Origin of the sequence: Amphibiibacter pelophylacis (genome assembly GCF_037688875.1) — a bacterium.
Lineage (GTDB): Bacteria > Pseudomonadota > Gammaproteobacteria > Burkholderiales > Burkholderiaceae_C > Amphibiibacter > Amphibiibacter pelophylacis.
The window spans coordinates 66,041-92,156 of sequence record NZ_JAWDIE010000011.1; the positions used below are offsets into that span (position 1 = coordinate 66,041).

Sequence of the window (26,116 nt, forward strand, 5' to 3'; positions counted from 1 at the left end):
GTCAGCCGTGGACGTGCCCGGCCACCTGGCCGGACGCCGTCATGCCCAGGCGCTCGAGCAGCGCGCGGTCTTTCTGCGCCTGCGGGTTGGCGGTGGTCAGCAGGCGGTCGCCATAGAAAATGGAATTGGCGCCCGCCATGAAGCACAGCGCCTGCAGCGCCTCGTCCATGGTTTCGCGGCCGGCCGACAGGCGCACCACGGTGCCCGGCATGACGATGCGCGCCACGGCAATCGTGCGCACGAACTCGAACGGATCCAGCGGCGGCTGGTCGCCCAGCGGCGTGCCCGGCACCGGCACCAGGTTGTTGATGGGCACCGATTCGGGGTAAGGATCGAGGTTGGCCAGCTGCGCCAGCAGGCCCGCGCGCTGGGTGCGCGTCTCGCCCATGCCGACGATGCCGCCGCAGCAGACATTGATCCCGGCCTGGCGCACATGCTGCAGCGTATCCAGCCGGTCCTGGTAGGTGCGCGTGCTGATCACCGCCCCGTAGTAGTCGGGCGAAGTGTCCAGGTTGTGGTTGTAGTAATCGAGCCCGGCGTCGCGCAGCGACTGCGCCTGATCGCCGTCCAGCATGCCCAGCGTCATGCAGGTTTCCAGCCCCAGGTCTTTCACGCCCTGGATCATCGCGGCCAGCTGCGGCATGTCGCGCTCTTTGGGGCTGCGCCAGGCGGCGCCCATGCAAAAGCGCGAGGCGCCCTGCTCGCGCGCTTCGCGGGCGGCGGCCAGAACCTCGTCCACCGGCAGCAGCTTCTCGGCCTTGACGCCCGCCTCGAAGTGCGCCGACTGCGGGCAGTAGCCGCAATCCTCAGCGCAACCGCCCGTCTTGATCGACAGCAGCGTGGACAGCTGCACCTCGCCCGGCTGGAAGTGCTCGCGGTGCACCTGCTGCGCACGGAACATCAGATCCATGAAGGGCAGCGCAAACAGCGCCTCGACCTGCGCCACGCTCCAGCGGCCGCTGTCGGTCTGGGGCTGGGCCCGTCGGTGCAGGGTGACCACCGCTTCGGGGGCCGTCATCGGGGGAGCAGAAACGTCGCTGGGCGTCATAAGGCACTTCACCTGAAAGTCAAGGACACAGGCCAACATCTTAACGGCAGCCAGGGCGCCCGGCGATCAAGACCCCAGCGCACGCAGCAGTCGGGCTTGATCGAGGTGAGACGCCGCCCGCATCGCCAGCGCGCGCAGCGCGGCGGCGTCGTAGCGCAGTGCGTGGCCAACGTCCGCGTCCCCCAGCCAGGGAATGTGGCCCAGGCGCGGCGCGGGCAGCAGAGCGTCCAGCGTGGCCAGGTTTTCGGCCTCGTGCGCCATGGGCTGCGGGCCGGACTTGGCCACCCAGCCCAGCAGGCGCAAACCGCTGGCCGCCACCGCCTGTGCGGTCAGCAGGGCGTGGTTCAGGCAACCCAGGCGCAGGCCGACGACCAGCACCACGCCGCCGGTCGATCCCGGGGGACACACGTCGCGCGCCAGCGCAGCGCTGTCCCAGCCCTGGGCCAGCGGTACGGCCCAGCCGCCCACGCCTTCAACCACCAGCCAGCGCGAGCGCGCGGCCAGCGCCTCGACCGCTCCTAGCACCGTGCTGCGCAGGGGCGCTGCGTCCTGATCCCAGGACAGCCCCTGGCGGGCGGCGGCGATGTGCGGCGCGCAGGGCTCATCCAGCTGGATGGGGCCGACCTGAGCGTCCAGCAGCGGCGCATCGCCCACCGCTGGGACGCTGCAGGCCTGCAGCCAGCGCACGTCTTCGTTGAAGGGCGCAAAAGGGGCTTCGCCCGGCTGGGGGTGCGTCTGCCCGGCGCTGACAGGCTTGCAGCCCAGCGCCGCGCCGTGGCGCCCGAGGAGCTGCAGCAGCGCCGCACTGACCCAGGTCTTGCCGACCTCAGTGTCGGTGCCGGTGATGAAAATCGTCGATTCAGGCATGGGCCGATTTCCAGCAGCTGCTCAGGTGCAGGCCCGACGTGTCCACCGCCTGCGCCCGGGGCGTTTCGCTGGCACAGCGCGCTTCAGCCTGCGGACAGCGCGTGTGCAGCGGGCAGCCGCTGGGCAAGGCCAGCGGGCTGGGCAGATCGCCGCCCAGCAGCTCGGGGCGGCGCTGGCGCTCGACCTCAGGGTCGGGCACGGGGATCGCCGAAATCAGCGCCCGCGTGTAGGGGTGAGCGGGCTGGGCGAAGACCTCGCGGCAGGGGCCCAGTTCCATCATCTGGCCCAGATACAGCACCAGCACGCGGTCGCACAGGTGGCGCACCACGGCCAGATCGTGCGCAATGAAAATCAGCGTCAGATCGAGTTCAGCCTGAAGCTCGCGCAGCAGACCGACAATCTGCGCCTGGATGGACACGTCCAGCGCCGACACGGGCTCGTCGCAGATCACCACCCGGGGCCGCAGCACCAGCGCGCGGGCGATGCCGATGCGCTGGCACTGGCCGCCAGAGAACTCGTGCGGATAGCGGTTGAGCATGTCGGTGCGCAGGCCCACGCGGCGCATCATCTCGTGCACCTGCTCGCGGATGGCCGCCGCGCCCAGCTGCGGGCGGTGCAGGTGCAGGGGCTCGGCGATGATCTGCTCGACCGTCCAGCGCGGGTTGAGCGAGGCCAGCGGGTCCTGGAAAATCATCTGCACATGCTGGCGCAGGTCGTGCCAGCCGCGGCTGTCGCCCGGCTCCAGCGGCTTGCCCATCCAGACGACTTCGCCCGAGGTGCGCGGCACCAGGTTGATCAGCGCACGCGCCAGCGTCGATTTGCCGCAGCCCGATTCGCCGACCACGCCCAGGGTTTCGCCCGCCGCCAGCTCCAGGCTGATGCCGTTGACGGCGCGCAGGGTATTGGGTGGAACCCAGGGCCAGGGGCTGGCCGGGATGCGGAAATGCACCTGCAGATCGCGCACGCTCAGCACGGGGGAGGATGGCCCGGGGGCGGGTCTGGTCGGTGCGGCGCTCATGACGCGGCCCCCTCCAGCGCGGACTGCGGCTGGCTGCCCGTCCAGGCGCGCACGGTCGCGGCGTCCAGGTGGCAGGCACGCTGCAGCGGCCAGGGGCTGGATTCGCCAGCAACGGCCGCAAGCAGCGGCAGGCCCTCGTGGCAGCGCGGCTGCGCGCCGGGGCAACGCGGCGCAAACGGGCAGCCCGGGGGCGGACGCGACATGTCGGGCGGCTCGCCGGGGATGCCGACCAGCGGGCGGTCGGCGTCGTCCATGCGCGGCACCGCTGCCAGCAGGCCGCGCGTGTAGGGGTGGCTGGGACGGGCGAAGAGCGAGGCCGCAGCGCCCTGCTCCATCACCCGGCCGCCGTAGAGCACGATGATCTGCTCGCACAGCCCGGCGACCACGCCCAGATCGTGCGTGATCATGATGATGGCCGTGCCGAACTGCGACTGCAGATCGCGCAGCAGCGACAGGATCTGCGCCTGCACGGTCACGTCCAGCGCGGTGGTGGGCTCGTCGGCGATCAGCACGTCGGGACGGCACAGCAGCGCCATCGCGATCATCACGCGCTGGCGCATCCCGCCCGAGAACTCGTGCGGGTACAGATCAATGCGTCGCGCGGCGTCGGGGATGCGCACGGCCTCCAGCATGGCGATGGCTTCGGTGCGCGCGGCGCGGCGCGTCATGCTGCGGTGCTGTTCCAGCACCTCGGTCATCTGGCGCTCGATGCTCAGATAGGGGTTGAGCGCCGTCATGGCGTCCTGAAAAATCATCGCCATGCGGTTGCCGCGCAGGCGGTTGAGCGGGCCGACGGGCAGGCCCAGCAGCTCCTGGCCGTCCAGGCGGACGTGGCCGCTGGCCTGGCCGTTGCGGGCCAGCAGGCCCATCAGCGCCAGCACGGTCTGGCTTTTGCCCGAACCCGATTCGCCGACCAGGCCCAGGGTCTGGCCGTGCTCCAGATCAAAAGAGATGCCGTTGACGGCGTGAATGACGCTGTCGTGCGCCTGGAAGCGCACGCCCAGGTCGCGCACCGACAGCAGGGGGTGGGAGGTTGAAGTCATGCGCAGTTCAGCCCGTTCAGCGATCGGATTTATCGGTCTTTGGGGTCGAGCGCATCGCGCAGGCCGTCCCCGATGAAGTTGATGCTGTACAGCGTCAGCGACAGCATCGCTGCCGGGAAAAGCAGCAGCCAGGGCAGCGCCTCCATCGAACTGGTGCCGTCGTGGACCAGCACGCCCCAGCTGGTCATGGGCTCCTGCACGCCCAGGCCCAGGAAGGACAGCACCGATTCGGTCAGGATCACGCCCGGGATGGTGATGGTGGTGTAAACGACGACGATGCCCAGCAGGTTGGGCACGACGTGGCGGAAAATCAGCCCCGGCGTGGACACGCCCAGCGCCCGCGCCGCTTCGATGTACTCGCGCGATTTGATGGTCAGCGTCTGGCCGCGCACCACGCGCGCCATGTCCATCCACGAAAACGCGGTGATGGTCAGCACGACGAGGTAGAAATCGCGCCCCAGCAGCGTCACCATCAGGATGGCGATCAGCAGGTAGGGAATGGCGTAGAGCGTATCGACCACGCGCATCATCAGCGCATCGACCTTGCCGCCGACGAACCCGGCCGTCGCGCCCCACACGATGCCCACACCGACCGAGGCCAGCGTGGCCAGCAGCCCGACCATGAGCGAGATGCGACCGCCGATCAGCGTGCGCACCAGCAGGTCACGGCCCGATTCATCGGTGCCAAACCAGTGCATCCCGGCCCAGGTGGGCGCCGAGGCGATGCGGTCCCAGTCGCTGTCGTCAAAGGCGTGCGGCAGCACCCAGGGGCCGATGACGCACAGCAGCGCGATCAGCGTGAGCACCACCAGCCCGGCGACGGCCGCGCGATTGCGCACGAAGCGGCGCCGCGCCTGCTGCCACAGGCCCTGGCTGGCCAGCGGCGCGGCGGCGGTGGCGGCCTGCACCGGGGCCAGGACCTGTTCCAGCTTGGAGGGGCTGGCGCTGCGGGGAGAAGTCATGCGGTTTCCTCAGTAACGGATGCGCGGGTCTAACCACGCATAGAGCAAATCCACCAGCAGGTTGAAAAGCACGGCGATGCCCGTCAGCAGCACGACCAGGCCCAGCACCAGCGTGTAGTCGCGGTTGGACGCGCCGTTGACCACCAGCTGGCCCAGGCCCGGCAGCGCGAAGACGGTTTCCGTGACCACGGCGGCGGTGATGTTGGAGATGGCCAGCGGCCCCAGCGCCGACGCCACCGGAATCAGCGCCGGGCGCAAAGCGTGGCGCAGCACGATGGTGCGCAGCGGCAGGCCCTTGGCGTGCGCGGTGCGGATGAAGGGGCTGTTCATCACCTCCAGCAGGCTGCCGCGCATGACGCGGCCCAGCGTGGCGACGTTGATCAGCGTCAGCAGCAGCACCGGCAGCACCAGGTAACGCGGCTCGAAGTTGTTCCAGCCGCCCGAGGGCAGCCAGCCCAGCACGATGGAGAACAGCAGGATCAGCAGCGGCCCCAGCACAAAAGACGGCACCACGCTGCCCAGGTTGGCCAGCAGCATCACGCCGTAATCGACCGCACTGTTCTGGCGCAGCGCCGCCACGATGCCCAGCCCCACGCCCAGCACCACCGAGATCAGCATGGCCGTACCGCCCAGGGTGAGCGACACCGGCAGCGCGCTGGCCACCAGGTCGTTGACCGACCAGTCTGCGTAGCGGAAGGACGCGCCCAGATCGCCGTGCAGCAGGTTGTTCAGGTAGTACAGATACTGCTGCCACAGCGGCAGGTCCAGGTGGTACTTGGCCTGCAGGTTGGCCAGCACCGCCGCTGACACCTGACGCTCGGAATCAAACGGCCCGCCGGGCGTGGCGTGCAGCATCAGGTAGCAGACGGTGATGACGGCCAGCATCGTGGGAATCGTCATCAGCACGCGGCGCAGGATGTAGGACAGCATGGGGCCCCTTTGGCTCAGTGCGGTTTGGGATCAGTGCTTGATGATGTAGAGATCCTTGGCGCGCCAGCGGTCCATGGGGTTGTTCAGCGTATAGCCGCCCACCCAGGGCTTGACCAGGCGCACCACGGTGTACTGCAGCAGCGGCAGCATGGGGTAGTCCTCCATGTAGGCCTTTGTCGCCTGCGTCAGCAGCGCTTCGCGCTTTTTCGGATCGGTCTGGGCGTTGCCCTGGTCGATCAGCTTTTCGGCGGCGTCGTTGCAGGCGTTCTTGTTGTCGTTCTGCGTGCTGCGGCACTGCACCAGCGTCAGGAAGGTGGTGGCGTCGTTGTAGTCGCCGATCCAGCCGTTGCGCGCGATCTGGTACTGGCCATCGTGGCGGCGCTTGAGCAGCACCTTGAACTCCATGTTGTCCATGGTGGTGTTCAGGCCCAGCTTGGTCTTCCACTGCGAGGCGGCAAAAATCGCCATCTGCTTGTGGTACTCGTCGGTGTTGTAGACGAAGTTGACCGTCGTGCCGGGCTTCACACCTGCTTCGGCCAGCAGCTTTTTGGCCTCGGCGACGCGCTTGTCCATGGGCCAGCTGGCCCAGTCATAGGTGGTCGGCAGGCCGCCATGCACGCCCTTGACCAGCGCGCTGTAGGCCGGCACCTGGCCGTCGGCGGTCACCTTCTGCGCCAGGATGTCGCGGTCGATGACCATGCTCAGCGCCTGGCGCACGCGCCTGTCCTTCAGCAGCGGGTCCTGGTTGTTGAAGCTGTAGTAGCGCAGGCCCAGCATGGGCGCGTTGCGGATTTCTTTCGGGTACTGGGTCTTGTAGCGCGTGTAGCTGTTGGGCGGCAGCTGGTAGACCCAGTCGTTCTCACCGGACTGGTACATCTTCACGTCGGTGCTGGCGTCGGGCACGGCCAGGAAGGTTTCCTGGGTGATCTGCACATTGGCCTTGTCCCAGTAGCTGTCGCTCTTGGTCAGCACGATGCGGTTGTTGACCTGCCACGATTTCAGCGCGTAGGCGCCGTTGCTGACGATGTTCTCCGGCTTGGTCCAGTTGACGCCATGCTGCTCGATGGCGGCCTTGGGCATTGGGTAAAAGCCGCTGTTGGACACCAGTTCGGCGAAGTAAGGCACAGGATAAGGCGTGGTGTACTCGACCGTCTGCTTGTCGATGGCCTTGATGCCGATGCTGTCCAGCGGCTTTTTGCCCTCGGACGCCTCGATGCCGTTGGCCACGAACACGCCAAACGTGCCCGCGTAGGACGAGGCCGTTTTCGGGTCCAGGAAGCGGCGCAGGCCGTAAACGAAATCGTCGGCGGTGACGGGCTGGCCGTTGCTCCAGCGCGCGTCCTTGCGCAGCTTGAAAACCCAGGTGGTGGGCGTGGTCTGCTTCCAGCTTTCGGCGACGCCAGGGACGACCTTGCCGCTGCTGTCGGTGGCGGTCAGACCTTCGAAAATCTCGCGCACGATGTTGTTGGCGGGCACCGATTCGGCCAGCGCCGGGTCCAGCGATTCGGGCTCGGAGCCGTTGTTGCGCACCAGCTCCTGCTTCGCAGCCAGCTGCACGCCGGGCGGCACGATGGCGGCCTGCACGGCGGGGGCCAGCCCCAGGGCCAGCAGCATCATCAGGGGGGTCAGGCGGTGGGTGGACATGGACAGCTCCTCATTCAGTGTGATCGGGTCATGAAAAACAAAACGCAGGAGCAGCCGGCCGGCCACCCCTGCGCGGGTCGGTGAGGTCAGTACTGCAGCACGCGCGGCAGGGTTTTGGCCTCTTCGACCCACTGGGTGACCTCGGCCTCGGTGGGCACGCGGCGGGTGAGTTTTTTCTCGGCGTTCAGGGTTTCCAGCGCCGCAGCCAGGTTGGCGGCGTTGCGCTTGGACAGCTCGACCACGGTGTTCACGCCGCTGGCCTGCAGCAGCTCGGCGAACTGGGCGCCCACGCCGTTGATGCGGAACAGGTCAACCATGTTGGCGAACTTGAGCACCTGCGCCTCGGACATGCCTGTGGCGGCGGCCAGGGCCTTGCGCTGCGCGGGTGTGGTTGTGGCCTTGAGCAGGCCATCGGTGTTGGTCACGCCTTGGGCGCGCAGTTTTTCGCCGGTCACGGGACCGATGCCTTCCACTTCTTCGATCTTGTAATTGGCCATGGGTGAACTCCTGGTGGGCTGGATGACAGCACCGGCAAAGCTGCCGGAATCAGCCGATTATTGTCCTGTCGCCCGACGGGTCCGGGCGAGGGGTCTGGGGATTCGGGGTAATCCCTGGGGTTATTTCAGGCCTGCGGCAGTGCCGGGCCGCGCCACCGCAGCCGCGATAATCCCGCCATGAGCAACCCCACCCGCCCCCGGCCCGAGCGCACTTTCATCCTGTGCGCCGACGATTACGCGCACGACGCGGGCGTCAGCGCAGGCATCCTGGCGCTGGGCGACCAGCGCCGGCTGACCGCCACCAGCGCCATGGTGCTGTCGCCGCGCTGGGCGCAGGACGCCGCGCCGCTGCGCGAACGCCGGGGCCTGCTGGACGTGGGCCTGCACCTGGACTGGACCAGTCCTTTTGCCCAAGAGGCGGGCCACGGCATGGGCCTGGGCGCCCTGATGCTGCGCTCGCTCAGCCACACCCTGCCCGGCCGCCTGCGCCTGCAGGGCCTGATCGCCCGGCAGCTCGACGCCTTCGAGCAGCACTGGCAGGCCGTGCCCGACCACATCGACGGCCACCAGCACGTGCACCAGTTTCCCGGCCTGCGCCAGGCGCTGCTGGCCGAGCTGCAGCGCCGCTATGGCGACCGGCCGCAGCGGCCCTGGCTGCGTGTTTCGCGCCAGAACGCGACGGAGCGCGATCTCAAAGGCCGCATCATCGCCGCCATGGGCGCGCAGGCGCTGCTGCACTTCGCGCAGGAGCAGGCCTGGCCGCACGCGCCCTGGCTGAGCGGCGTTTACGGCTTTGACGGCGATGCCGCCACCTACCGCGCCCACATGCAGCGCTGGCTGGCCGCCCTGCAGCCCGGCACGGTGCTGATGTGCCACCCGGCGCAGGCCGTGTCCGGCCCCCTGGAACCCGCCGCCGCGCAGGACGGCATCGCCGCCGCGCGCCGCGCCGAATTCAGCTACCTGTCCAGCCCCGCCTTGGCCCGCGATCTGGATCAGGCCGGGGCCCGGCCGGTACGCATGGGGCAGATGGAGCGACACGGTTAAGATCGGGCCGTTTGAGCCCCGAACAGAACAAACCGGAGATACCCCATGACCCCCAAGCCGCAGATGGCGCCGCAGGATTCGTCCCGCATGGCCGATATCACGCCCGCCAACCGGATCAAATCCATCGTCAGCGCCTCGTCGGGCAATCTGGTCGAATGGTTTGATTTTTATATTTACGCTTTCTTTTCACTGTATTTTGCCGCCTCGTTTTTCCCCAAGGGCGATACCACGGTGCAGCTGCTGCAGACCGCCGGTATTTTCGCCATCGGTTTTCTGATGCGGCCCATCGGCGGCTGGTTCTTTGGCAAACTGGCCGACCGCGTGGGCCGCAAATTCGCGCTCATGGTTTCCATCGTGATGATGTGCGGCGGGTCTCTGATGATCGCCCTGCTGCCCACCTACGCGCAGATTGGCGTCTGGGCGCCCCTGCTTCTTTTGCTGGCGCGCATGCTGCAGGGCCTGGCCGTGGGCGGTGAATATGGCTCCAGCGCGACCTATATGAGCGAAGTGGCCATTGATGGCAAACGCGGCTTTTACGCCTCCTTCCAGTATGTGACTTTGATTGGCGGGCAACTGCTGGCCGTGCTGGTGGTGGTGATCCTGGAAAGCCTGCTGGGCAAGGAGGCCCTGCGCGAATGGGGCTGGCGTGTGCCATTCGTGATCGGTGCGCTGGCCGCCGTGGTGGTGTTTTACCTGCGCCGGGGCATGCATGAAACCACGGGCTCCAACGTCAAGGTCAGCAAGGAGGCCGGAACGCTGCGCGGCCTGCTGCCGTACAAGGCGCCGTTTTTCATCATCATGGGCATTACCGCCGGGGGCTCGCTGGCGTTTTATGTCATGACGACCTATATGCAGAAGTATCTGGTCAATACCGTCGGGTTCGAGCCCAAGGTGGCCAGCTATATCATGACCTGCGCACTGTTTGTTTATATGTGTGTGCAACCGCTGTTTGGCGCCATGGCCGATCGCATCGGACGCTACAACAGCCTGCGCTGGTTTGGCGTGCTGTCTGTGCTGCTGCTGGCGCCCATCATGCTGCTGCTTCAGGGGGTCAGCAACCCGTATATTGCTTTTGCCCTGATCATGACGGGTCTGTGCGTGAACAGCCTGTATACCTCGATCGGGGGTATTTTCAAGGCGGAGGTATTTCCTGCACACATTCGCGCTCTGGCGGTGGGTTTATCGTACGGTGTCGCCAACGCCCTATTTGGTGGCAGCGCCGAATTTGTCGCCCTCAATTTCAAAAATATGGGGAACGAGAACGGGTTTTACGCCTACACCCTGGTGATTTGCGCGGTGGGCTGGTTTTCGGTGTGGAAGCTCAAACCGCATCTGCATGCCAGCCATCTGCGGTGAAACGGCAGCTTTGAAACTGATGCGCTGAAACAAGCCACAGCAAAAAGCCCGCTTCAAGGAGCGGGCTTTTTTGCGGGGAAACGCTGAGGTCGCAGGCTTAAACCGCCTCTTCGTCCGTCTCGCCAGTGCGGATGCGGATGACCTGGTCAACAGGCGAGACGAAAATCTTGCCGTCGCCGATCTTGCCGGTTTTGGCGGCCTTGATGATGGCCTCGATGGCGCGGTCGACGTCTTCGTCGCGCAGCACGACTTCCACCTTGATCTTGGGCAGGAAATCGACCACGTACTCGGCGCCGCGATACAGCTCGGTGTGGCCCTTCTGGCGGCCAAAACCCTTGATCTCGGAAACCGTCAGGCCGGAGACCCCGATCTCAGCCAGCGACTCGCGGACTTCTTCGAGCTTGAAGGGCTTGATGATGGCGGTGACTTGTTTCATGGGCGCTCCTGGGTAAAAGCCCAGTTTATACCGGAAATCCGCCCCTGCAATCTCCGGCCCGCCCGGCCGTTCAGCCGTCGGCGGTGATGATCTGGACGATGTCGGCCAGCTGCGCATCGACCTTCGCATTGTCCAGCTGGCAGGTGCCCGCCGCGTTGTGGCCACCGCCGCCGTAGCGCAGCATCAGCTCGCCGACATTGGTTTTCGAACTGCGGTCCAGAATGGATTTGCCCGTGGCCAGCACCGTGTTCTGCTTTTGCAGCCCCCACATGACGTGGATGGAAATGTTGCACTGCGGAAACAGCGCGTAGATCATGAACCGGTTGACGGCGTAGATCGTTTCCTCGCCGCGCAGGTCCAGAACGACGAGGTTGCCGTGGACAGTCGCGCAGCGCTGGATCTGGTCGCGCGCCAGCGGCTCGTGCTGGAAGAACAGCTCGACGCGCTCGTGCACGTCGGGCAGCTGCAGGATCTGCTCGATGGTGTGGTCGCGGCAGTAGCGGATCAGCTCCATCATCAGCGCGTAATTGCTGATGCGGAAATCGCGGAAACGCCCTAGGCCCGTGCGCGAATCCATCAGGTAATTCAGCAGCACCCAGCCGGTCGGGTTCAGGATCTCGTCGCGGCTGAACTGCGCCGAATCGGCCTTGTCCACGGCGTCCATCATGTCCTGGCCGATGCGCGGGAAAGTCGCCTCGCCGCCGTAGTGGCGGTAGACCACGCGCGCCGCCGAGGGCGCATCCGGGTCGATGATGTGGTTGGGGCGCTCGCCCGCGTTGCGCAGCGTTTCGGACAGGTGGTGATCGAACACCAGATGCGCCTGCGCCACATAGGGCAGGTTGGTGACGATGTCACGCGGTGTGATGGCCACGGTGCCATCCTGCATGTCTTTGGGGTGGACGAACTTGATGTCGTCGATGAGATCCAGCTCGTTGAGCAGCACGGCGCACACCAGGCCGTCGAAATCGCTGCGCGTCACCAGTCGGAATTTGTCGGTTGTTTGGGCGGTGGTCATGGGCGTCCTCGTGATGCCGTGCAGCTTACGCAGGGCGGCGCTTCTGCGGGCCACGATCAGCGCGGCTTTTTGCCGTTTATTCCCCGCGGCCAGCGGGGCAGCCCGCGCCGCCGCACAATCGGCGACCCTCTGAAAGCCCACACCCCATGACCCCATCCGCCCCGACCGGCCTCACGCCCCGCCGCGAACTGCTCCTGCTGCTGACGCTGGCCGGCATCCAGTTCACCAATGTGCTGGACTTCATGATCATCATGCCGCTGGGGCCACAGTTCATTCACCTGTTTGGCATCAGCAGCGCGCAGTTTGGCGTGCTGGTCTCGGCCTATACCTTCGCCGCCGGGGCCTCGGGGCTGCTGGCCGCCACCTACATCGACCGGCTGGACCGCAAGACGCTGCTGCTGGTGCTCTACGGCGGCTTTGCGCTGTCCACGCTGGCCTGCGCGCTGGCGCCCACCTACGGCACGCTGCTGGGCGCGCGCGTGGCAGCCGGGCTGTTTGGCGGGGTGCTGATGGCGCTGGCGCAGACCATCGTCGGGGACGTGATTCCCTTCGAGCGGCGCGGGCGCGCCATGGGCGTGGTGATGTCGGCGTTTTCGGCCTCGACCGTGGCGGGCATTCCGCTGGGCCTGTGGATCGCCAACCGCTGGAGCTGGCACATGCCCTTTGTGGCCATCGCCGTGCTGTCGGCGCTGCTGATTGTGTTCGCCGCGCTGACCCTGCCGCCGCTGCGCGGCCATCTGGACGGCGGCAGCGTCCGGGGTGGCGGTTTCGCACAGCGCCTGGCCAGCGTGCTGGGCCACGCAGGCGCACGGCGCGCCATGATGTTCACCGCGCTCAACAATTTCGCCGGGTTCACCGTCATCCCCTTCATCACCGTGTACCTGACCGCCAACGCGCGGCTGGCGCCGGACGTGATTCCGCTGGTGTATCTGGTCGGCGGCGCAGCCACGCTGCTCAGCGCGCGCCTGATCGGGCGCAGCAGCGACCAGTACGGCAAGGTGCCGACCTACAGCGTGCTGGCCGTGGGCATGGCTGTGCCGCTGATGGCCACCACGCTGATCACGCCCGCCTGGCCGCTGGCGGCGGTGCTGGTGGTGACCACGCTGTTTTTCACGCTGGTCAGCGGGCGCATGATCCCGGCGATGGCCATCCTGACCGCCGCCACAGCCCCGGCGGTGCGCGGCACCTTCATGACGCTGAATTCGGCCGTGCAGTCGGCGGCCATGGGGGCGGCCTCGTTTGTCGCCGGGCTGATCGTCACCCAGGACAGCCAGGGCCTGCTGCACAACTACCCGGCCTCGGCGCTGCTGGGCATCCTGAGCAGCCTGGGCGCGCTGCTGCTGGCGCGGCGCCTGACCCTGCACACCAGCGACTGAGCCCCGTGGCCCCCCCGCTGCTGACCGCCCTGGGCGACCGCGCCACCGGCCTGCGCCTGGAGCGCATGAGCGCCTCGCCGCGCTGGGACGGCCAGGGCTTTCGCAACCTGCATCCCATCGCGCCCGGCCTGCGCGACCCGCAAGCGCAGCGGCCCCGCCTGCGCGACATGATCTTCCCCGGCGCGCGCCAGCGCCCACCCGCGCCGCTGCCTGGGCTGGACCCGCTACCCGCCTGGCGCCAGCCACCCGGCAGCGGCCTGCGCGCCACCTGGCTGGGCCACTCCACGGTGCTTATCGAAACCGGGGGTCTGCGCGTGCTGACCGATCCGGTCTGGGGCCAGCGCGCCTCGCCACTGCCTTTCATCGGGCCGCGCCGCTTCCAGCCCGTGCCGGTGAGCGTGGCGGCGCTGCCCCGGCTGGACGCGGTCCTCATCTCGCACGATCACTACGATCATCTGGACTGGCCCACGGTGAAGGCCCTGCTGCGCCACCAGCCCGGCGTGCCTTTTGTGACTTCGCTGGGCGTGGGCGCGCACCTGCAGCGCTGGGGCGTGCCGCCCGCGCTCATCCACGAGCTGGACTGGTGGGAGCGCTGGCAGCACCCGTTGGCCGATCTGGCCATCACGGCCGCGCCGGCGCAGCACTTTTCCGGCCGGTCGCTGGGCGACCGCAATGCGACGCTGTGGTCCTCGCTGGTCCTCGAAACACCGCGTCACCGGGTGTTTTTCAGCGGCGATACCGGCCTGACGGACGAATACCGCGCCATCCGTGCGCATTTCGGGCGCTTCGATCTGGTCCTGCTGGAGGTCGGCGCCTTCCACCCCAGCTGGGGCCACGTCCACCTCGGGCCCGACAACGCGCTTCAGGCGCTGGATCTGCTGGGTGGTGGCGCGCTGCTGCCGGTGCACTGGGGCACGTTTTCGCTGGCGCTGCACGACTGGGACCAGCCGGTCGAGACCCTGCTGAAACACGCCAGCACACGGCAGGCACCGCTGCTGCTGCCCCGGCTGGGGCAGGCGCTGGAGCCCGCGCACGGCCCGCTGCTGCAGCCCTGGTGGCGCAGCGCAGGCGGATGACAGCGCCTTCATATTTCGTCATAAATTGACAATTCCGCCCGCTAAATCAGGCAGATGGATCATTGACCCTCCCCTCAGCCAGGGGGGTACTGGCTTCTAATAGCGCTGGTATGAGACCGTCGTCCCGCCCCAGCTTTCAGCCCACCCTGCTGCTGGATTCGTCGTTTGACGAGTCCACGCCGCAGCGCGCGCCAGACCCCATTGCGCCGCGCCGCACCCTGATGCTGACCGCAGCCGTGCTGCTGCTGGGCCTGATGCTCAGCGCCTGGCTGGTGCACTGGTCACAGCAGGGCGAAGCCCAGCGCCGCCAGGCCGATCTGGCGCGCATCGCCGACCGCATCAACGTCGATGTGCTCAAACGCCTCACGCTGCCCCTGCGCACGCTGGAGGGCGTGCGCGGCCTCTATACCGCCACCGGCCGCATCGGCAGCGCCGAGCTGGGCGCTTACCTCGATTCATCGCCCGGCGACCGCGTCACCGACGCCGTGCTGGCTTACGCCAGTGTCGAGACCGACCCGCCCGGCGCCGACCCGGCCAGCAGCGCGCTGCGCGTGCGCGAGGTCCACGCCCGGCCCGGCCAGGCGCCGGGGCTGACGGTGGGCGAGGATCTGGCGCGCAGCGCCGTCCTGCGCGCCGCCTGGGCCAGCCGCGCCCGCGCCGGCCTGGCCACACTGTCGCTGCTGCCCGAACCCGGCGGCGACCTCCTGCCGCCGGGCGACAGCCCCTCTTTCGTGCTGGCGCTGCCGGTGTTTGCGCTGGACCAGCGCAGCCAGCCGCCCACGGGCTGGGTGGTGGCGGTGCTGCAAGTGGGGCCGCTGATGGGCGATATCGTCGATGACCGCGAAGACGGCATGGGCGTACAGCTCGCCCTGGGCGACGCCAGCGCCGCTGCGGCCCCGCTGCCCCTGCTCTACACCAGCCCCAACCTGCCGCCCGGTGCGCTGAGCGCCGACCGCCAGGCCAGCGCGCTGACCCAGACGCTGCGCTGGCAGGGACAGACCTTCAGCCTGACCGTCAGCCCGCCCGCCGCCGCGTACGGGGGGCTGTCGTCCTTCAGCCTGGTGCTGGGCGCGGTCAGCACCGCGCTGGCGCTGGGCCTGGCCTGGGGGGTGTACATCACGCTGGGCGCCCGGCGCCGCGCCGAAACCCTGGTGCAGGAGCGCTCGCAGGATCTGCAGCAGGCCTCGCGCGACATCCGCTCGCTGCTCGGCATCATCCGCCAGCACTCGCTGGTGTCGGTCACCGACGGCGAAGGCCGCATCACCGAAGTCAACGACAGGTTCTGCAGCGTCAGCGGCTACCCGCGCGACGAGCTGCTGGGCCAGAGCCACCGCATGCTGGACAGCGGCACGCACGCGCCCGAGTTCTGGAGCGAAATGTGGCGCACCCTGCAGCGCGGGAAAACCTGGATGGGCGTGGTCTGCAACCAGTCGCGCGACGGCAAGCCGATCTGGTGGGACACGGTGATCGCGCCCTTTTTCGGCAGCGACGGGCGCCTGAACCGCATCGTCTCGGTCCACCACGACATCACGCCGCTGCTGCGCATGCAGCAGCGCCTGGCCGAACAGGGCGCGCGTCTGCAGCTGGCCGCCGACACGGCCGGTCTGGGCGTGTGGGAATGGAGCCGCGAGAAAGGCCCCGATGCCCTGCGCTGGGACGAGCGCTGCGCCCGCCTCTTTGGCGCCACCGCGCCGTCGGCCGCCGGGCTGACGCCGCTGGAGGTTCTGGCGCAGCGCCTGTCTGCGGCCGATCTCACCGGGCTGTCGCGCCAGGTCGAGGTCGCGCTGGACGGCCGCCAGGCGCTGCGCTGCGAAATGCACTTCAGCGGCTTCGACGGGCGCGACTGCCATGTCGCCTTCAGCGCCCAGCTGGAGCGCGACGAGGAAGGGCGCCCAGTGCGCCTGGTCGGCGTCGTCCAGGACGTGACCGAACAGCGCCTGGCCGAACTGGAAACGCGCACCAGCCGCTCGCTGCTCAACCGCACCGGCGCCATCGGCGGCGTGGGCGGCTGGCAGGTGCAGCTGGGCGAGAACACCGTCTCCTGGACCGACACCGCCTGCCGCATTTTCGATCTGCCCGAGGGCTACCGCCCGACGCTGGAGGAAATCGGCGGCTGGCTGGCGCCCGCTCAGCGCGAGCACGCCGCCAGCCTGCTGGCCCGCGCGCGCGCCACCGGCCAGGGTTTTGACGAGGAGATCGAGGTCGCCACCGCCAGTGGCCGCACGCTGTGGGTGCGCGTGGTGGCCGAGGTCGAGCTGGAAAGCGGCGAGCCCGTGCGCCTCGTGGGCGCGCTGCAGGACATCACCGAGCGGCGCTCGCTGATGCAGACCATCTCCGAGAACAACGCCCTGCTGGGCAGCATCGTGGACAGCCTGCCCTGCGGCCTGGGCGTGTTCGATGCCGACCAGCGCCTGCTGCTGGCCAACGCCGAGTTCGGCCGCCTGCTGGACACGCCGCAGGACATGCTGCAGCCCGGCCAGCTCTACTTTGAAGAGATTCTGGAGCGCTGCGCCGAGCGCGGCGACTACGGGCCCGGTGGCACCGCCGCCCACGTGGCGCGCTGGCTGGCGCGGGCGGGCGGCGACATGCGCAGCTTCGACCACGAGCTGCTGCGCGCCAGCGGCACGGCGCTGGACGTGCGCGGCAGCCCGCTGCCCGGCGGCGGCTTCATCACCACCTACACTGACATCAGCGCGCGCCTGAGCGCCGAAAAACAGGCCCGCGAATCGGGCGAACTGCTGCGCGGCGCCATCGATGTCATCGACGAATCCTTCGCGATTTTTGATCCGCAGGACAGGCTGGTGATGTTCAACGAGCATTTCCGGCGCATCAACGCGGGCATCGGCCATCTGCTCAAGCCGGGCGTGCCCTACAGCGACATGCTGCGCGCCACGGCCGACATCACCTCGATCAACGGCCACCCCTGCACGCCGCAGACCTGCGCCGGCCTGCTCGAATCGCTGCTGGGCGACCGCCAGGCGCGCATCGGCCAGAAGTGGATCGCCACGCGCGGCGGCGGCCTGGTCGAAAGCATCGTGGACAAGCGCCTGCCCAGCGGCCACATCGTGGGCGTGCGCGTCAATATCACCGAATTCGTCGCCGCCCGCGAAGCGGCCGAGGCCGCCGCGCGGGCCAAGAGCCAGTTCCTGGCCAATATGAGCCACGAGATCCGCACGCCCATGAACGCCATCCTGGGCATGCTGACGCTGCTGGGCCACACCGCCCTGGCGATCCAGCAGAAGGATCTGGTCGGCAAGGCGCAGACAGCGTCGCGCTCGCTGCTGACGCTGCTGGACAACATCCTGGATTTCTCCAAGGCCGAGGCCGGAAAAATGGAGCTGGACGTGCGCCCGCTCAGCCTGGACGCCCTGATGCGCGATCTGTCCGTCATTTACAGCGCCAGCATGAGCAACCCGCAGGTCGAGATGCTGTTCGACATCGCCCCGGACGTGCCCGCCTGGGTGCTGGGCGACGGCATGCGCCTGCAGCAGGTGCTGGTCAACCTGGGCGGCAACGCCATCAAGTTCACCCGCGAAGGCGAGGTCGTGCTGCGCATCCGCCGCACTCCGGCGCCCGAGCTGCCCGACGACCAGGTGCGGCTGACCTTTGAGGTCAGCGACACCGGCATCGGCATCGCGCCCGAGAACCAGCAGCGCATTTTCGAGGGTTTCACGCAGGCCGAATCGCACATATCGCGCCAGTTTGGCGGCACGGGCCTGGGCCTGGCGATCTGCCAGCGCCTGGTCGATCTGATGGGCGGCGAGCTGAACCTGCTGAGCGAGCCCGGCGAAGGCAGCACCTTCTACTTCATCCTGGACCTGCCACTGGCGCAGGCCCCGGCCGACAGCGCCCGCAACAGCGACATCGCGCCCCCGCCGGGCGCTTATGTGCTGGTGGTGGACGACAACGCCGTGGCGCGCGAGATCATGCAGCACATGGGGCGCGCGCTGGGCTGGACGGTGCGCAGCGTCAGTTCCGGCGAAGCCGCGCTGGCGCAGCTGGCCCGCGACCAGGCCAGCGGCACGCCGCCCGACGCTGTGCTGATCGACTGGCTGATGCCCGGCCTGGACGGCCTGGCCACGGCCCGGCGCATCGAGGAGCAGTCGCTGCTGCCGCCGCAGTCGCTGCGCCTGCTGCTGACCGCGCACAGCGCCGAGATGATGGCGCGCCAGTCCGAAGCCGACCGCGCGCTGCTGGACGGCTATCTGATCAAGCCAGTGACGCCTGCGACGCTGCGCGAAGGCCTGCGCGCCGCGCAGCTGGAGCGCCAGCAGCGCAGCAGCCCCCACGCCGGGGCGGCTGCACCCCGCCTGCGTCTGGCGCAGCGCCGCCTGCTGCTGGTCGAGGACAACCCCATCAACCAGCAGGTCGCGGTCGAACTGCTGGAGAGCGAAGGCGCACAGGTGGAAGTCGCCAGCAACGGCCAGGAGGGCGTGGAGCGCCTGCTGGCCACGCTGCAGCCCGACGCCACCGGCTTTGACGCCGTGCTGATGGATCTGCAGATGCCGGTGCTGGACGGCCTGACCGCCACACGCCGCCTGCGCGAAAACCCGTCGCTGCGCCAGCTGCCCGTCATCGCCATGACGGCCAACACCCACGCCAGCGACCGCGCAGCCTGCACCGAAGCCGGCATGGACGACCACGTCGGCAAGCCCTTTGATTTCGACGACCTGATCGCCACCCTGCTGCGCTGGACACCCCAGCCACGCGCCCTGCAGGCCGCAACCGCTCCTGACCCTGAAGCGCCTGCTGCCGCACCGGCGCCAGACCCGGCCCTCGCGACAGGCGGCAGCGCCCTGCCGCCGTCCATCGTCCGCGCCGCGCAGGACATGGGCCTGGACTGGCCCGCCGCGCTGGCCCGCATGGGCGGGCGCCTGGCCGTCTACAGGCGCATGCTGGCCAATCTGGGCGGCGAGCTGATTCGCCTGCAGCAGCAGATGGACGCGGGCCGCGAACGGGCGCTGGCCGAAATGGCCGAAATGGCCGATCCGGGCGCTGCGGGCCACGGGCAGGACAGCCCCCCGTCCGCCGCCGAACTCAGCCGCCACGCCCACACGCTGAAAGGCCTGGCGGCCACGCTGGGCCTGAGCGCGCTGTCGCAGACCGCCGCCAGCGCCGAAAAAGCGCTGGGGGGCGCGCGCCACGCGCCGGCCCTGCTGACGGCCCTGCAGCCCGTCATGGGCGCCATGGCCCGCGCCCAGTCGCAGCTGGACCAGCTGATGGCGCTGTGGGCCGCCTCCGACGCCCCACTGGCGGCTTCGACCGGGGCAGCAACGCCTGAGCCCGTTCCCGCCGACCCAGCCGAGCGCGCCCTCCGGGCGCAGACCCTGAACCAGATGCTGGGCCTGCTGCGCGCCAGCGACATGGACGCCCTGGCGCTGCTGGACCGCCTGCCCCCGCCCGTGGACGCCCGCAGCCACCAGCGCCAGCAGGGGCTGGAAGAGGCGGTCCAGACCCTGAATTTCGAGGCCGCAATCGCCCAGATCGAGCCCTGGCTGAAAGAGATGGAAGACCATGAGCCCCGCTGACCCCCAGCCCGCCCCGACGCGCGGCGCCGTTCCCGGCTGGAACGATGGCGCCACCGCCCAGCAGGCCCTGGCCGACCTCGGCCCGCCGGGCAGCGACGAGCCCCTGTCCACCTCGCCCTGGGCGCTGGCCAGCCAGCCGCCCGCACGCCCGCGCCTGCTGGTGGTGGACGACCAGATCGCCAACATCCAGGCGCTGTATCAGGTTTTCGCGCACGACCACCAGGTTTTCATGGCCACGCGCGGCGCACAGGCGCTGGCGCTGTGCCACGAGAAAAAACCCGACGTCGTCCTGCTGGACATCGGCATGCCCGACATGGACGGCTACACCGTCTGCCAGCAGCTCAAGGCCAGCGAGGACACGCAGGACATCCCGGTGATTTTCGTCACCGCGCATGGCGACGAGGAAGCCGAAACGCGCGGCCTGGACGTGGGCGGCGTCGATTTCATCGTCAAGCCCATCAACCCGCGCATCGTGCGGGCGCGGGTGCGCAACCAGGTCACGCTCAAGCACCAGGCCGACCTGCTGCGCGGCTGGGTTTTCGTCGACGGGCTGACGGGCCTCTTCAACCGGCGCTATTTCGATCACCGCTGCGCGCTGGAGATCAGCCGCAGCCTGCGCGAGCACTCGCCGCTGACGGTGATGATGATGGATGTCGATTACTTCAAGCGCTACAACGACCACTACGGCCACCAGATGGGCGATGACTGCCTGCGCCGCGTGGCCTGGGCGCTCAAACGCGCGCTGCGCCGCCCGGCCGACGTGCTGGCGCGCTATGGCGGCGAAGAATTTGTCTGCGTCCTGCCCTCGACCGATTTCGAAGGCGGCATGCTGATGGCGCAGCGCTTCAACCAGGCCGTGCTGGAGCAGCACCTGCCGCACGCCGCCTCAGACGTGGCGACGCACGTCACCATCAGCGTCGGCGTCTGCACCCGCCAGACCGGCCCCGGCCACGACGTCCCTGCCCTGACCGCCGCCCTGATGCACGGCGCCGACCGCCAGCTCTACAAGGCCAAAACCGAAGGCCGCCACCGGGTGTGCGGGCAGGTGCTGGAATGAGTCAATGTGATCTGTCCAATCGATCTGAGCCGTCGGAGGTGATTAAACCAAGGCACACAAAGGTGGAAAGCCTGTAACACGCGCATTCATGCGTCGCCTCCCTGGTCGTGTTGTTCCATGCCACTCAACTCGCTCTCCAGCTCTTCCACCGTGGGCAAGCTGCTGGCCAGCGCATCTGGCAAGGCCCGCACCAATTGGTACTCGGCCACCCCCATGGGCTTGTCGATGCCCGACAGGGCATACTCCACCACCGTGCGCTTTTGGGTTTTGCACAGCAGCAGGCCAATGGTGGGGTTGTCATCGGGCGATTTCACCAGCCGATCCACCGCCGTCAGATAAAAGTTCAGCTGACCAGCATGTTCTGGCTTGAACGCGGTCGCCTTCAGTTCGACCACCACGTGGCACTTCAGGCGCGTGTGATAGAACAGCAGGTCGATGAAAAACTCGTCGCCTTCAACTTCCAGGCGCACCTGCCGGCCCAGAAAAGCGAAGCCGCTGCCCAGTTCCAGCAGGAATTTGGTGATATGCCGTACGAGCGCGTTTTCGATGTCACGCTCATGGGCCTCATCGCCCAGACCCAGAAAGTCAAACAGATACGGATCTTTCAGCGTTTCATGCGCCAGTTCCGAATGCGGTGTGGTCAGACGGGCGTCAAAATTGGTGATCGCTCGCCCTTGGCGATCATGCAGCCGGTTGCGGATCTGCAGCTCCAGCGTGGCACGCGACCAGCCTTCCGCGATGGCTTTTTCGGCATACCAGAGGCGCTGCCCACGATCCTTCAGCCTGGTCAGCAGCATCACGTTGTGGCCCCAGGGCAATTGGCTAACAGCCTGTTGGCCAATTGCCGCATCAGGCCAAGCTTGGGCAAACGCACGCATGAATTTGAGGTTAGCGAGCGAGAAACCCTTCATCTCCGGAAAAGCTTCACGCAAGTCGCTGGCCAGCCGCTGCAACACCTTGTCACCCCAAGTGGCGGTTTGCTGGCGCTGCAAAATGTCATTGCCAATGTGCCAATAAAGCCGGATCAGTTCTGCGTTGGCGGCCAGTGCGGCACGCTGACGGGCCGTCGCTACGCGCGCCTTGATGTCGGCCAGCCAGTCGGCATAGTCCCTCGGAACTGCAGCGCTCAGCCCGCTCATGGCTGGCTATGCCCGGTCGTGTCACACAACAGGTCTGGTTTGTTGTCCAAGAAATAACCCCGTGGAAGTCTGCTCTGGCGAATGATCTGAATCAATTCTCCCACAGGGCCGCATCGCCCCCTAAACCCGCCCCGCCCCCCGGATCGCGCCCAGAAAGTGCTTTGCGGCCTCGCTTTGCGGGGCGTCAAAAAACGCCTCGGGCGGGGCGCATTCGGCGATGGCGCCGCGCGACAGCAGGCAGACGCGGTCGGCGACGCGGCGGGCAAAGCCCATTTCGTGGGTGGCGACCAGCATGGTCATGCCGTCGTTTTTCAGATCGCGCAGCAGGCTGAGCACCTCCAGCACCAGCTCGGGATCGAGCGCGCTGGTCACCTCGTCGAACAGCATCAGGCGCGGCTGGTTGACCAGCGCCCGCGCGATGGCCACGCGCTGCTGCTGTCCGCCCGAGAGCTGGTCGGGCTTGCGCCCCGCCTTGTCCAGCAGGCCGACGCGGTCCAGCATCTGGCGCGCGGCGGCTTCGGCTTCGGCCCGTTCGCGGCCAAACACACGCACCGGCGCCAGCACGATGTTCTCCAGCACCGTCATGTGCGGGAACAGGTTGTAGGCCTGGAAAACCATGCCGATCTGGCCGCGCACGCTGTCGGGGTTGATGCGCGGATCGGCGATGTCGCGCCCGGCGAAAACGATCTCGCCATCATCCACCTCGTCCAGCAGGTTGATGCAGCGCAGCAGCGTCGATTTGCCCGAACCGGACGCGCCGACCAGCACCAGGCAGTCGTGCTCGGGCACATCCAGGGTGATGTCGCGCAGCACCACCTGGCTGGCGTGGCTTTTGCGCAGGCCGCGCAAGGCCAGCAAGGGCGCCAGCGGCGGCGGCTGCAGCGCCGTCACAGCGCGCCCCCGGCGGCCGTCCAGCCCTGGCGGCGCGCCAGCCAGTCGGTCAGGCGCGTCATGGGAATCGTCAGCAGCACAAAGAGCAGACCGGCGACCACATAAGGCGTCAGGTTGAAGCTCTCGGCCGAGGCGATGCGCGCCTGCAGCACGGCGTCGTAGGTGACGCCCAGCACCGAGATCAGCCCCGAATCTTTCTGCAGCGAAACCAGATCGTTGAGCAGCGGCGGCATGACGCGCCGCGCCGCCTGCGGCACGACCACGCAGCGCATGGTCAGGCTGTGGCTCAGGCCCAGCGAGCGCGCCGCCGCCCGCTGCGAGGGATGAACCGATTCGATGCCCGCGCGGAACACCTCGGCCACGTAGGCACTGTAGGTCAGCACCAGCGCCACGCAGCCCCAGAACAGGCCCGACGACGGCAGCCAGGCCAGACGCAACCCCGGCACGCCAAAGCCCAGCAGCAGAAGCAGCAGGATCAGCGGCAGGCCCCGGAACAGGTCGGTGTAGGCCGCCGCCAGCGCCCGCAGCGGGAAAAAGACCGCGCCCGGCAGCGTGCGGCACCAGGCGATCAGCAGGCCCAGCACCACGATGACCGCCCCGCAGCCCAGCATGATGGCGACGTTCACCATCAGCCCGCGCGCAATGTCGGGCAGCACCTGCAGGCCGTAGCGCCAGTCGAAAAAGCTGTCGCGCACCAGCGGCCAGCCTGGCGTGGCCAGCACCAGCGCGACAAGAATCGCGATCACGGCCAGCGTCGAAACCCCGGCCACCAGCGCACTGCGCCGGGCGCGGGCGCGGCGCCAGGCCGTGCGCTCCTGCGCCCGCTTCGAGGGCTGCCAGCTGTCCTGCGGGGCGTCTGAAGTCACAGGTGCCGTCACAGGATGGGCGCACCCTGCTGCGTCAGCCAGCGGCCGGCCAGCTTGTCCAGCGTCCCGGCCGCGCGCAGGGCGTCGACCGCCTGCGACACGCAGGGGGTCATGGCGCTGCCTTTTTCCAGCAGCAGGCCGAAGGGGTCATCGGCGCTGTCCCCCGAGGCAGCCGCTCCGGACGGAATCTGTCCGACGATCAGGCCCTTGCCGCCCAGCTGATCGGATCCGGTCATGTAAAACGCGGTCGGCAGATCGACCACGATGCCATCCACCTGACCGGCCTTGAGCGCCGCCACGGCCAGGTCGTTGGTGTCGAACACCGCTGGCGGGCTGGACGGCTTGATGCCGTTGCGCAGCGCGATCAGGCTGGTCGTGCCGACCTGGGCGCCCAGTTTGGCGCCGGTGAGATCGGCCACAGCTTTCACGTCTTTCAGCGCCCCGCCCTGCAGGCCCACCACCACCTGCGTGGCGGCGTAATAGGGCGTGGAGAAATCCACCACCTTCTGGCGCTCGGCCGAGATGCTGAACTGGTTGATGTCGAAATCGAAGGCCTTGGGCGCGGGAGATACGGCGGCGTTGAAGGGCACTTTCACCCACTTGACCTTGTCCGCTGGATAGCCCATCTGCTGCGCCACGGCGTAGGCCACGGCCGATTCAAAGCCCTGGCCATTGGCCGGATCGTTGCCGACAAACCAGGGCGCGTAGGCCGGATCGTCGGTGGCGATGGTCAGCACGCCGGGCGTGTGTGTGGGCATGTCACCGGGCTTGCAGGCCGACAGGTCGGCCGCAGCGGCAGGCGCCGCGCTGGGCGCTGCCGGGGCTGAAGAAGCGGCAGGCGCCGAGGGCTGGCAGCCCGCCAGGCCCAGGGCCGCAGCAAGCAGGGTCAGGGACATCAGGGGATAAGAGGGCATGGCAGCTCCGCGCAGGGCCGGTCAGGATGAAAGGGAGAAATAGAGAAATGGAGAAAGGGCAAATCCAGCGGAGATTCTAGCGGCCAGGCACAGCCTGCCCCCTTGCGGAAACCGCACAAACCCTGGTAAACGTCCCCGGGTCATGTGACTAGACTGCGCACCAGCGCGCGGCCGGTTACAAGCGGGCCGCGCCCCAACACGGCCTAACGGAGATCCCATGAGCCCACACCTGCCCAGCCTGAGCTTTGACCACGGCGAAACCCTGGACATGCTGCGCGACAGCGTCGCCCAGTTTTCCGCCACCGAAATCGCGCCCCGCGCGGCGCAGGTGGACACAGACAACCTCTTTCCCGCCGACCTGTGGCGCAAAATGGGCGATCTGGGCCTGCACGGCCTGACGGTGGACGAGGCTTACGGCGGCAGCGCCATGGGCTACCTGGCGCACATGATCGCGCTGGAAGAGGTCTCGCGCGCATCGGCTTCGGTCGGGCTGTCCTACGGCGCGCACAGCAATCTGTGCATCAACCAGATCCACCGCAACGGCACCGAGGCGCAAAAGCAGCGCTATCTGCCCCAACTCATCAGCGGCGAGCACGTCGGCGCGCTGGCCATGAGCGAACCGGGCGCGGGCTCCGACGTCGTCAGCATGACGCTGCGCGCCGAGGACAAGGGCGATCACTACGCCCTGACCGGCAGCAAGATGTGGATCACCAACGGCGGCGACGCCGACACCCTGGTCGTCTACGCCAAGACCGATCCGGCGGCCGGACCCAAAGGCATCACCGCCTTCATCGTCCAGAAGGATTTCCCCGGCCTGTCCTTCGGGCAGAAGCTGGACAAGCTGGGCATGCGCGGCTCCAACACCTGGCCGGTGTTTTTTGACGCCTGCCGCGTGCCCAAAGAGCAGGTGCTGGGCGGCGTCGGTCAGGGCGTGAAGGTGCTGATGTCGGGGCTGGATTACGAGCGCACCGTGCTGGCCGGTGGCCCGCTGGGCATCATGGCTGCGTGCATGGACGCGGTGCTGCCCTATGTGCACGAGCGCAGACAGTTCGGCCAGGCGATTGGCGAATTCCAGCTCATGCAGGGCAAGATCGCTGATCTGTACACCACCTGGCAGGCCTGCCGTGCCTACGGTTACGCCGTGGCCCAGGCCTGTGACCGGCGCGACCACGACCGCACACTGCGCAAGGACGCCGCCGGGGTCATCCTGTATCTGGCCGAAAAAGCCACCTGGATGGCGGGCGAAGCCATCCAGGTGCTGGGCGGCGTGGGCTACACCAAAGAATTCCCCGTGGAACGCCTGTGGCGCGACGCCAAGCTGTACGAGATCGGCGCGGGCACCTCCGAGATCCGCCGCATGCTGATCGGGCGCGAGCTGTTCAGCGAAACCGCCTGACAGGAGCACCACC

The 26,116-nt window shown here is 68.0% G+C and carries 21 protein-coding genes; 7 read left to right on the plus strand and 14 right to left on the minus strand.

What is annotated here, in order from left to right:
- Position 1 precedes the first annotated feature (1 nt).
- From bioB to RV045_RS08615, 8 genes are all read right to left on the minus strand, one after another.
- On the minus strand, positions 2-1,018 hold the full coding sequence (bioB, locus tag RV045_RS08580; RefSeq protein ID WP_423235403.1) for a biotin synthase BioB: 1,017 nt from the start codon (positions 1,016-1,018) through the stop codon (positions 2-4).
- 96 nt (positions 1,019-1,114) lie between these two features.
- Complete coding sequence (gene bioD / locus RV045_RS08585) at positions 1,115-1,915, minus strand: dethiobiotin synthase (protein WP_423235367.1); 801 nt, start codon at positions 1,913-1,915, stop codon at positions 1,115-1,117.
- Positions 1,908-2,933 carry an oligopeptide/dipeptide ABC transporter ATP-binding protein gene (locus RV045_RS08590; RefSeq protein WP_423235368.1) on the minus strand — a complete coding sequence of 342 codons (1,026 nt, stop codon included), beginning with the start codon at positions 2,931-2,933 and terminating at the stop codon, positions 1,908-1,910. The genes bioD and RV045_RS08590 overlap by 8 nt, the downstream gene beginning before the upstream one ends.
- Complete coding sequence (locus tag RV045_RS08595) at positions 2,930-3,976, minus strand: ABC transporter ATP-binding protein (RefSeq protein WP_423235369.1); 1,047 nt, start codon at positions 3,974-3,976, stop codon at positions 2,930-2,932. The genes RV045_RS08590 and RV045_RS08595 overlap by 4 nt, the downstream gene beginning before the upstream one ends.
- Positions 3,977-4,005: 29 nt before the next feature.
- A complete protein-coding gene (locus RV045_RS08600) occupies positions 4,006-4,938 on the minus strand; it encodes an ABC transporter permease (RefSeq protein ID WP_423235370.1) in 933 nt (310 codons plus the stop codon).
- Between the two features lie 9 nt (positions 4,939-4,947).
- Positions 4,948-5,868, minus strand: coding sequence for an oligopeptide ABC transporter permease OppB (oppB, locus tag RV045_RS08605; RefSeq protein WP_423235371.1), 921 nt, complete (start codon positions 5,866-5,868; stop codon positions 4,948-4,950).
- 30 nt (positions 5,869-5,898) lie between these two features.
- Positions 5,899-7,512, minus strand: a complete 1,614-nt coding sequence (locus RV045_RS08610; RefSeq protein ID WP_423235372.1) for a peptide ABC transporter substrate-binding protein — start codon at positions 7,510-7,512, stop codon at positions 5,899-5,901.
- Positions 7,513-7,598: 86 nt separating this feature from the next.
- Positions 7,599-8,009 carry a DUF4332 domain-containing protein gene (locus tag RV045_RS08615; RefSeq protein ID WP_423235373.1) on the minus strand — a complete coding sequence of 137 codons (411 nt, stop codon included), beginning with the start codon at positions 8,007-8,009 and terminating at the stop codon, positions 7,599-7,601.
- Between the two features lie 177 nt (positions 8,010-8,186).
- Here RV045_RS08615 and RV045_RS08620 point away from each other — a divergent pair, with 177 nt between their 5' ends.
- Positions 8,187-9,053, plus strand: coding sequence for a ChbG/HpnK family deacetylase (locus RV045_RS08620; protein WP_423235374.1), 867 nt, complete (start codon positions 8,187-8,189; stop codon positions 9,051-9,053).
- A gap of 63 nt (positions 9,054-9,116) precedes the next feature.
- Positions 9,117-10,409 (plus strand): MFS family transporter, encoded by a 1,293-nt coding sequence (locus tag RV045_RS08625; protein WP_423235404.1) that lies wholly within the window; start codon positions 9,117-9,119, stop codon positions 10,407-10,409.
- A 97-nt stretch (positions 10,410-10,506) separates the two neighbouring features.
- On the opposite strand, the gene RV045_RS08630 is transcribed toward RV045_RS08625, so the two are convergent.
- Positions 10,507-10,845 carry a P-II family nitrogen regulator gene (locus RV045_RS08630; protein ID WP_423235375.1) on the minus strand — a complete coding sequence of 113 codons (339 nt, stop codon included), beginning with the start codon at positions 10,843-10,845 and terminating at the stop codon, positions 10,507-10,509.
- A gap of 70 nt (positions 10,846-10,915) precedes the next feature.
- Positions 10,916-11,860, minus strand: coding sequence for an exopolyphosphatase (locus RV045_RS08635; protein ID WP_423235376.1), 945 nt, complete (start codon positions 11,858-11,860; stop codon positions 10,916-10,918).
- Positions 11,861-12,006: 146 nt separating this feature from the next.
- On the opposite strand from RV045_RS08635, the gene RV045_RS08640 reads away from it, so the two are divergent.
- From RV045_RS08640 to RV045_RS08655, 4 genes are all read left to right on the plus strand, one after another.
- On the plus strand, positions 12,007-13,236 hold the full coding sequence (locus RV045_RS08640; RefSeq protein WP_423235377.1) for an MFS transporter: 1,230 nt from the start codon (positions 12,007-12,009) through the stop codon (positions 13,234-13,236).
- A gap of 5 nt (positions 13,237-13,241) precedes the next feature.
- The gene (locus RV045_RS08645; protein WP_423235378.1) at positions 13,242-14,312 is read left to right on the plus strand and encodes an MBL fold metallo-hydrolase; all 1,071 of its coding nucleotides are present in this window, start codon (positions 13,242-13,244) and stop codon (positions 14,310-14,312) included.
- Positions 14,313-14,422: 110 nt separating this feature from the next.
- Complete coding sequence (locus tag RV045_RS08650; protein WP_423235379.1) at positions 14,423-19,840, plus strand: response regulator; 5,418 nt, start codon at positions 14,423-14,425, stop codon at positions 19,838-19,840.
- Positions 19,827-20,897 (plus strand): diguanylate cyclase domain-containing protein, encoded by a 1,071-nt coding sequence (locus RV045_RS08655; RefSeq protein WP_423235380.1) that lies wholly within the window; start codon positions 19,827-19,829, stop codon positions 20,895-20,897. The genes RV045_RS08650 and RV045_RS08655 overlap by 14 nt, the downstream gene beginning before the upstream one ends.
- Before the next feature lie 86 nt (positions 20,898-20,983).
- Here the strand turns inward: RV045_RS08655 and RV045_RS08660 are convergent, their stop codons facing one another.
- From RV045_RS08660 to RV045_RS08675, 4 genes are all read right to left on the minus strand, one after another.
- Entirely contained in the window at positions 20,984-22,036 is a 1,053-nt protein-coding gene (locus RV045_RS08660; RefSeq protein ID WP_423235381.1) for a PDDEXK nuclease domain-containing protein, read from the minus strand.
- A gap of 120 nt (positions 22,037-22,156) precedes the next feature.
- On the minus strand, positions 22,157-22,927 hold the full coding sequence (locus RV045_RS08665; RefSeq protein WP_423235382.1) for an amino acid ABC transporter ATP-binding protein: 771 nt from the start codon (positions 22,925-22,927) through the stop codon (positions 22,157-22,159).
- A complete protein-coding gene (locus tag RV045_RS08670) occupies positions 22,924-23,793 on the minus strand; it encodes an amino acid ABC transporter permease (protein ID WP_423235383.1) in 870 nt (289 codons plus the stop codon). Before RV045_RS08670 ends, RV045_RS08665 begins: the two co-directional genes overlap by 4 nt.
- A gap of 8 nt (positions 23,794-23,801) precedes the next feature.
- A complete protein-coding gene (locus tag RV045_RS08675; protein WP_423235384.1) occupies positions 23,802-24,707 on the minus strand; it encodes an ABC transporter substrate-binding protein in 906 nt (301 codons plus the stop codon).
- Positions 24,708-24,924: 217 nt separating this feature from the next.
- Here RV045_RS08675 and RV045_RS08680 point away from each other — a divergent pair, with 217 nt between their 5' ends.
- The gene (locus tag RV045_RS08680) at positions 24,925-26,103 is read left to right on the plus strand and encodes an isovaleryl-CoA dehydrogenase (protein WP_423235385.1); all 1,179 of its coding nucleotides are present in this window, start codon (positions 24,925-24,927) and stop codon (positions 26,101-26,103) included.
- Positions 26,104-26,116: the final 13 nt, after the last annotated feature.

Coding starts and splice junctions, on each gene's coding strand:
- bioD (WP_423235367.1), bottom strand. CDS start 1,915: ATGCCTGAATCGACGATTTTCATCACCGGCACCGACACTGAGGTCGGC.
- RV045_RS08620 (WP_423235374.1), top strand. CDS start 8,187: ATGAGCAACCCCACCCGCCCCCGGCCCGAGCGCACTTTCATCCTGTGC.
- bioB (WP_423235403.1), bottom strand. CDS start 1,018: ATGACGGCCCCCGAAGCGGTGGTCACCCTGCACCGACGGGCCCAGCCC.
- RV045_RS08640 (WP_423235377.1), top strand. CDS start 12,007: ATGACCCCATCCGCCCCGACCGGCCTCACGCCCCGCCGCGAACTGCTC.
- RV045_RS08650 (WP_423235379.1), top strand. CDS start 14,423: ATGAGACCGTCGTCCCGCCCCAGCTTTCAGCCCACCCTGCTGCTGGAT.
- RV045_RS08635 (WP_423235376.1), bottom strand. CDS start 11,860: ATGACCACCGCCCAAACAACCGACAAATTCCGACTGGTGACGCGCAGC.
- RV045_RS08675 (WP_423235384.1), bottom strand. CDS start 24,707: ATGCCCTCTTATCCCCTGATGTCCCTGACCCTGCTTGCTGCGGCCCTG.
- RV045_RS08595 (WP_423235369.1), bottom strand. CDS start 3,976: ATGACTTCAACCTCCCACCCCCTGCTGTCGGTGCGCGACCTGGGCGTG.
- RV045_RS08600 (WP_423235370.1), bottom strand. CDS start 4,938: ATGACTTCTCCCCGCAGCGCCAGCCCCTCCAAGCTGGAACAGGTCCTG.
- RV045_RS08655 (WP_423235380.1), top strand. CDS start 19,827: ATGAGCCCCGCTGACCCCCAGCCCGCCCCGACGCGCGGCGCCGTTCCC.
- RV045_RS08680 (WP_423235385.1), top strand. CDS start 24,925: ATGAGCCCACACCTGCCCAGCCTGAGCTTTGACCACGGCGAAACCCTG.
- RV045_RS08630 (WP_423235375.1), bottom strand. CDS start 10,845: ATGAAACAAGTCACCGCCATCATCAAGCCCTTCAAGCTCGAAGAAGTC.
- RV045_RS08625 (WP_423235404.1), top strand. CDS start 9,117: ATGGCGCCGCAGGATTCGTCCCGCATGGCCGATATCACGCCCGCCAAC.
- RV045_RS08610 (WP_423235372.1), bottom strand. CDS start 7,512: ATGTCCACCCACCGCCTGACCCCCCTGATGATGCTGCTGGCCCTGGGG.
- RV045_RS08660 (WP_423235381.1), bottom strand. CDS start 22,036: ATGAGCGGGCTGAGCGCTGCAGTTCCGAGGGACTATGCCGACTGGCTG.
- RV045_RS08615 (WP_423235373.1), bottom strand. CDS start 8,009: ATGGCCAATTACAAGATCGAAGAAGTGGAAGGCATCGGTCCCGTGACC.
- RV045_RS08590 (WP_423235368.1), bottom strand. CDS start 2,933: ATGAGCGCCGCACCGACCAGACCCGCCCCCGGGCCATCCTCCCCCGTG.
- oppB (WP_423235371.1), bottom strand. CDS start 5,868: ATGCTGTCCTACATCCTGCGCCGCGTGCTGATGACGATTCCCACGATG.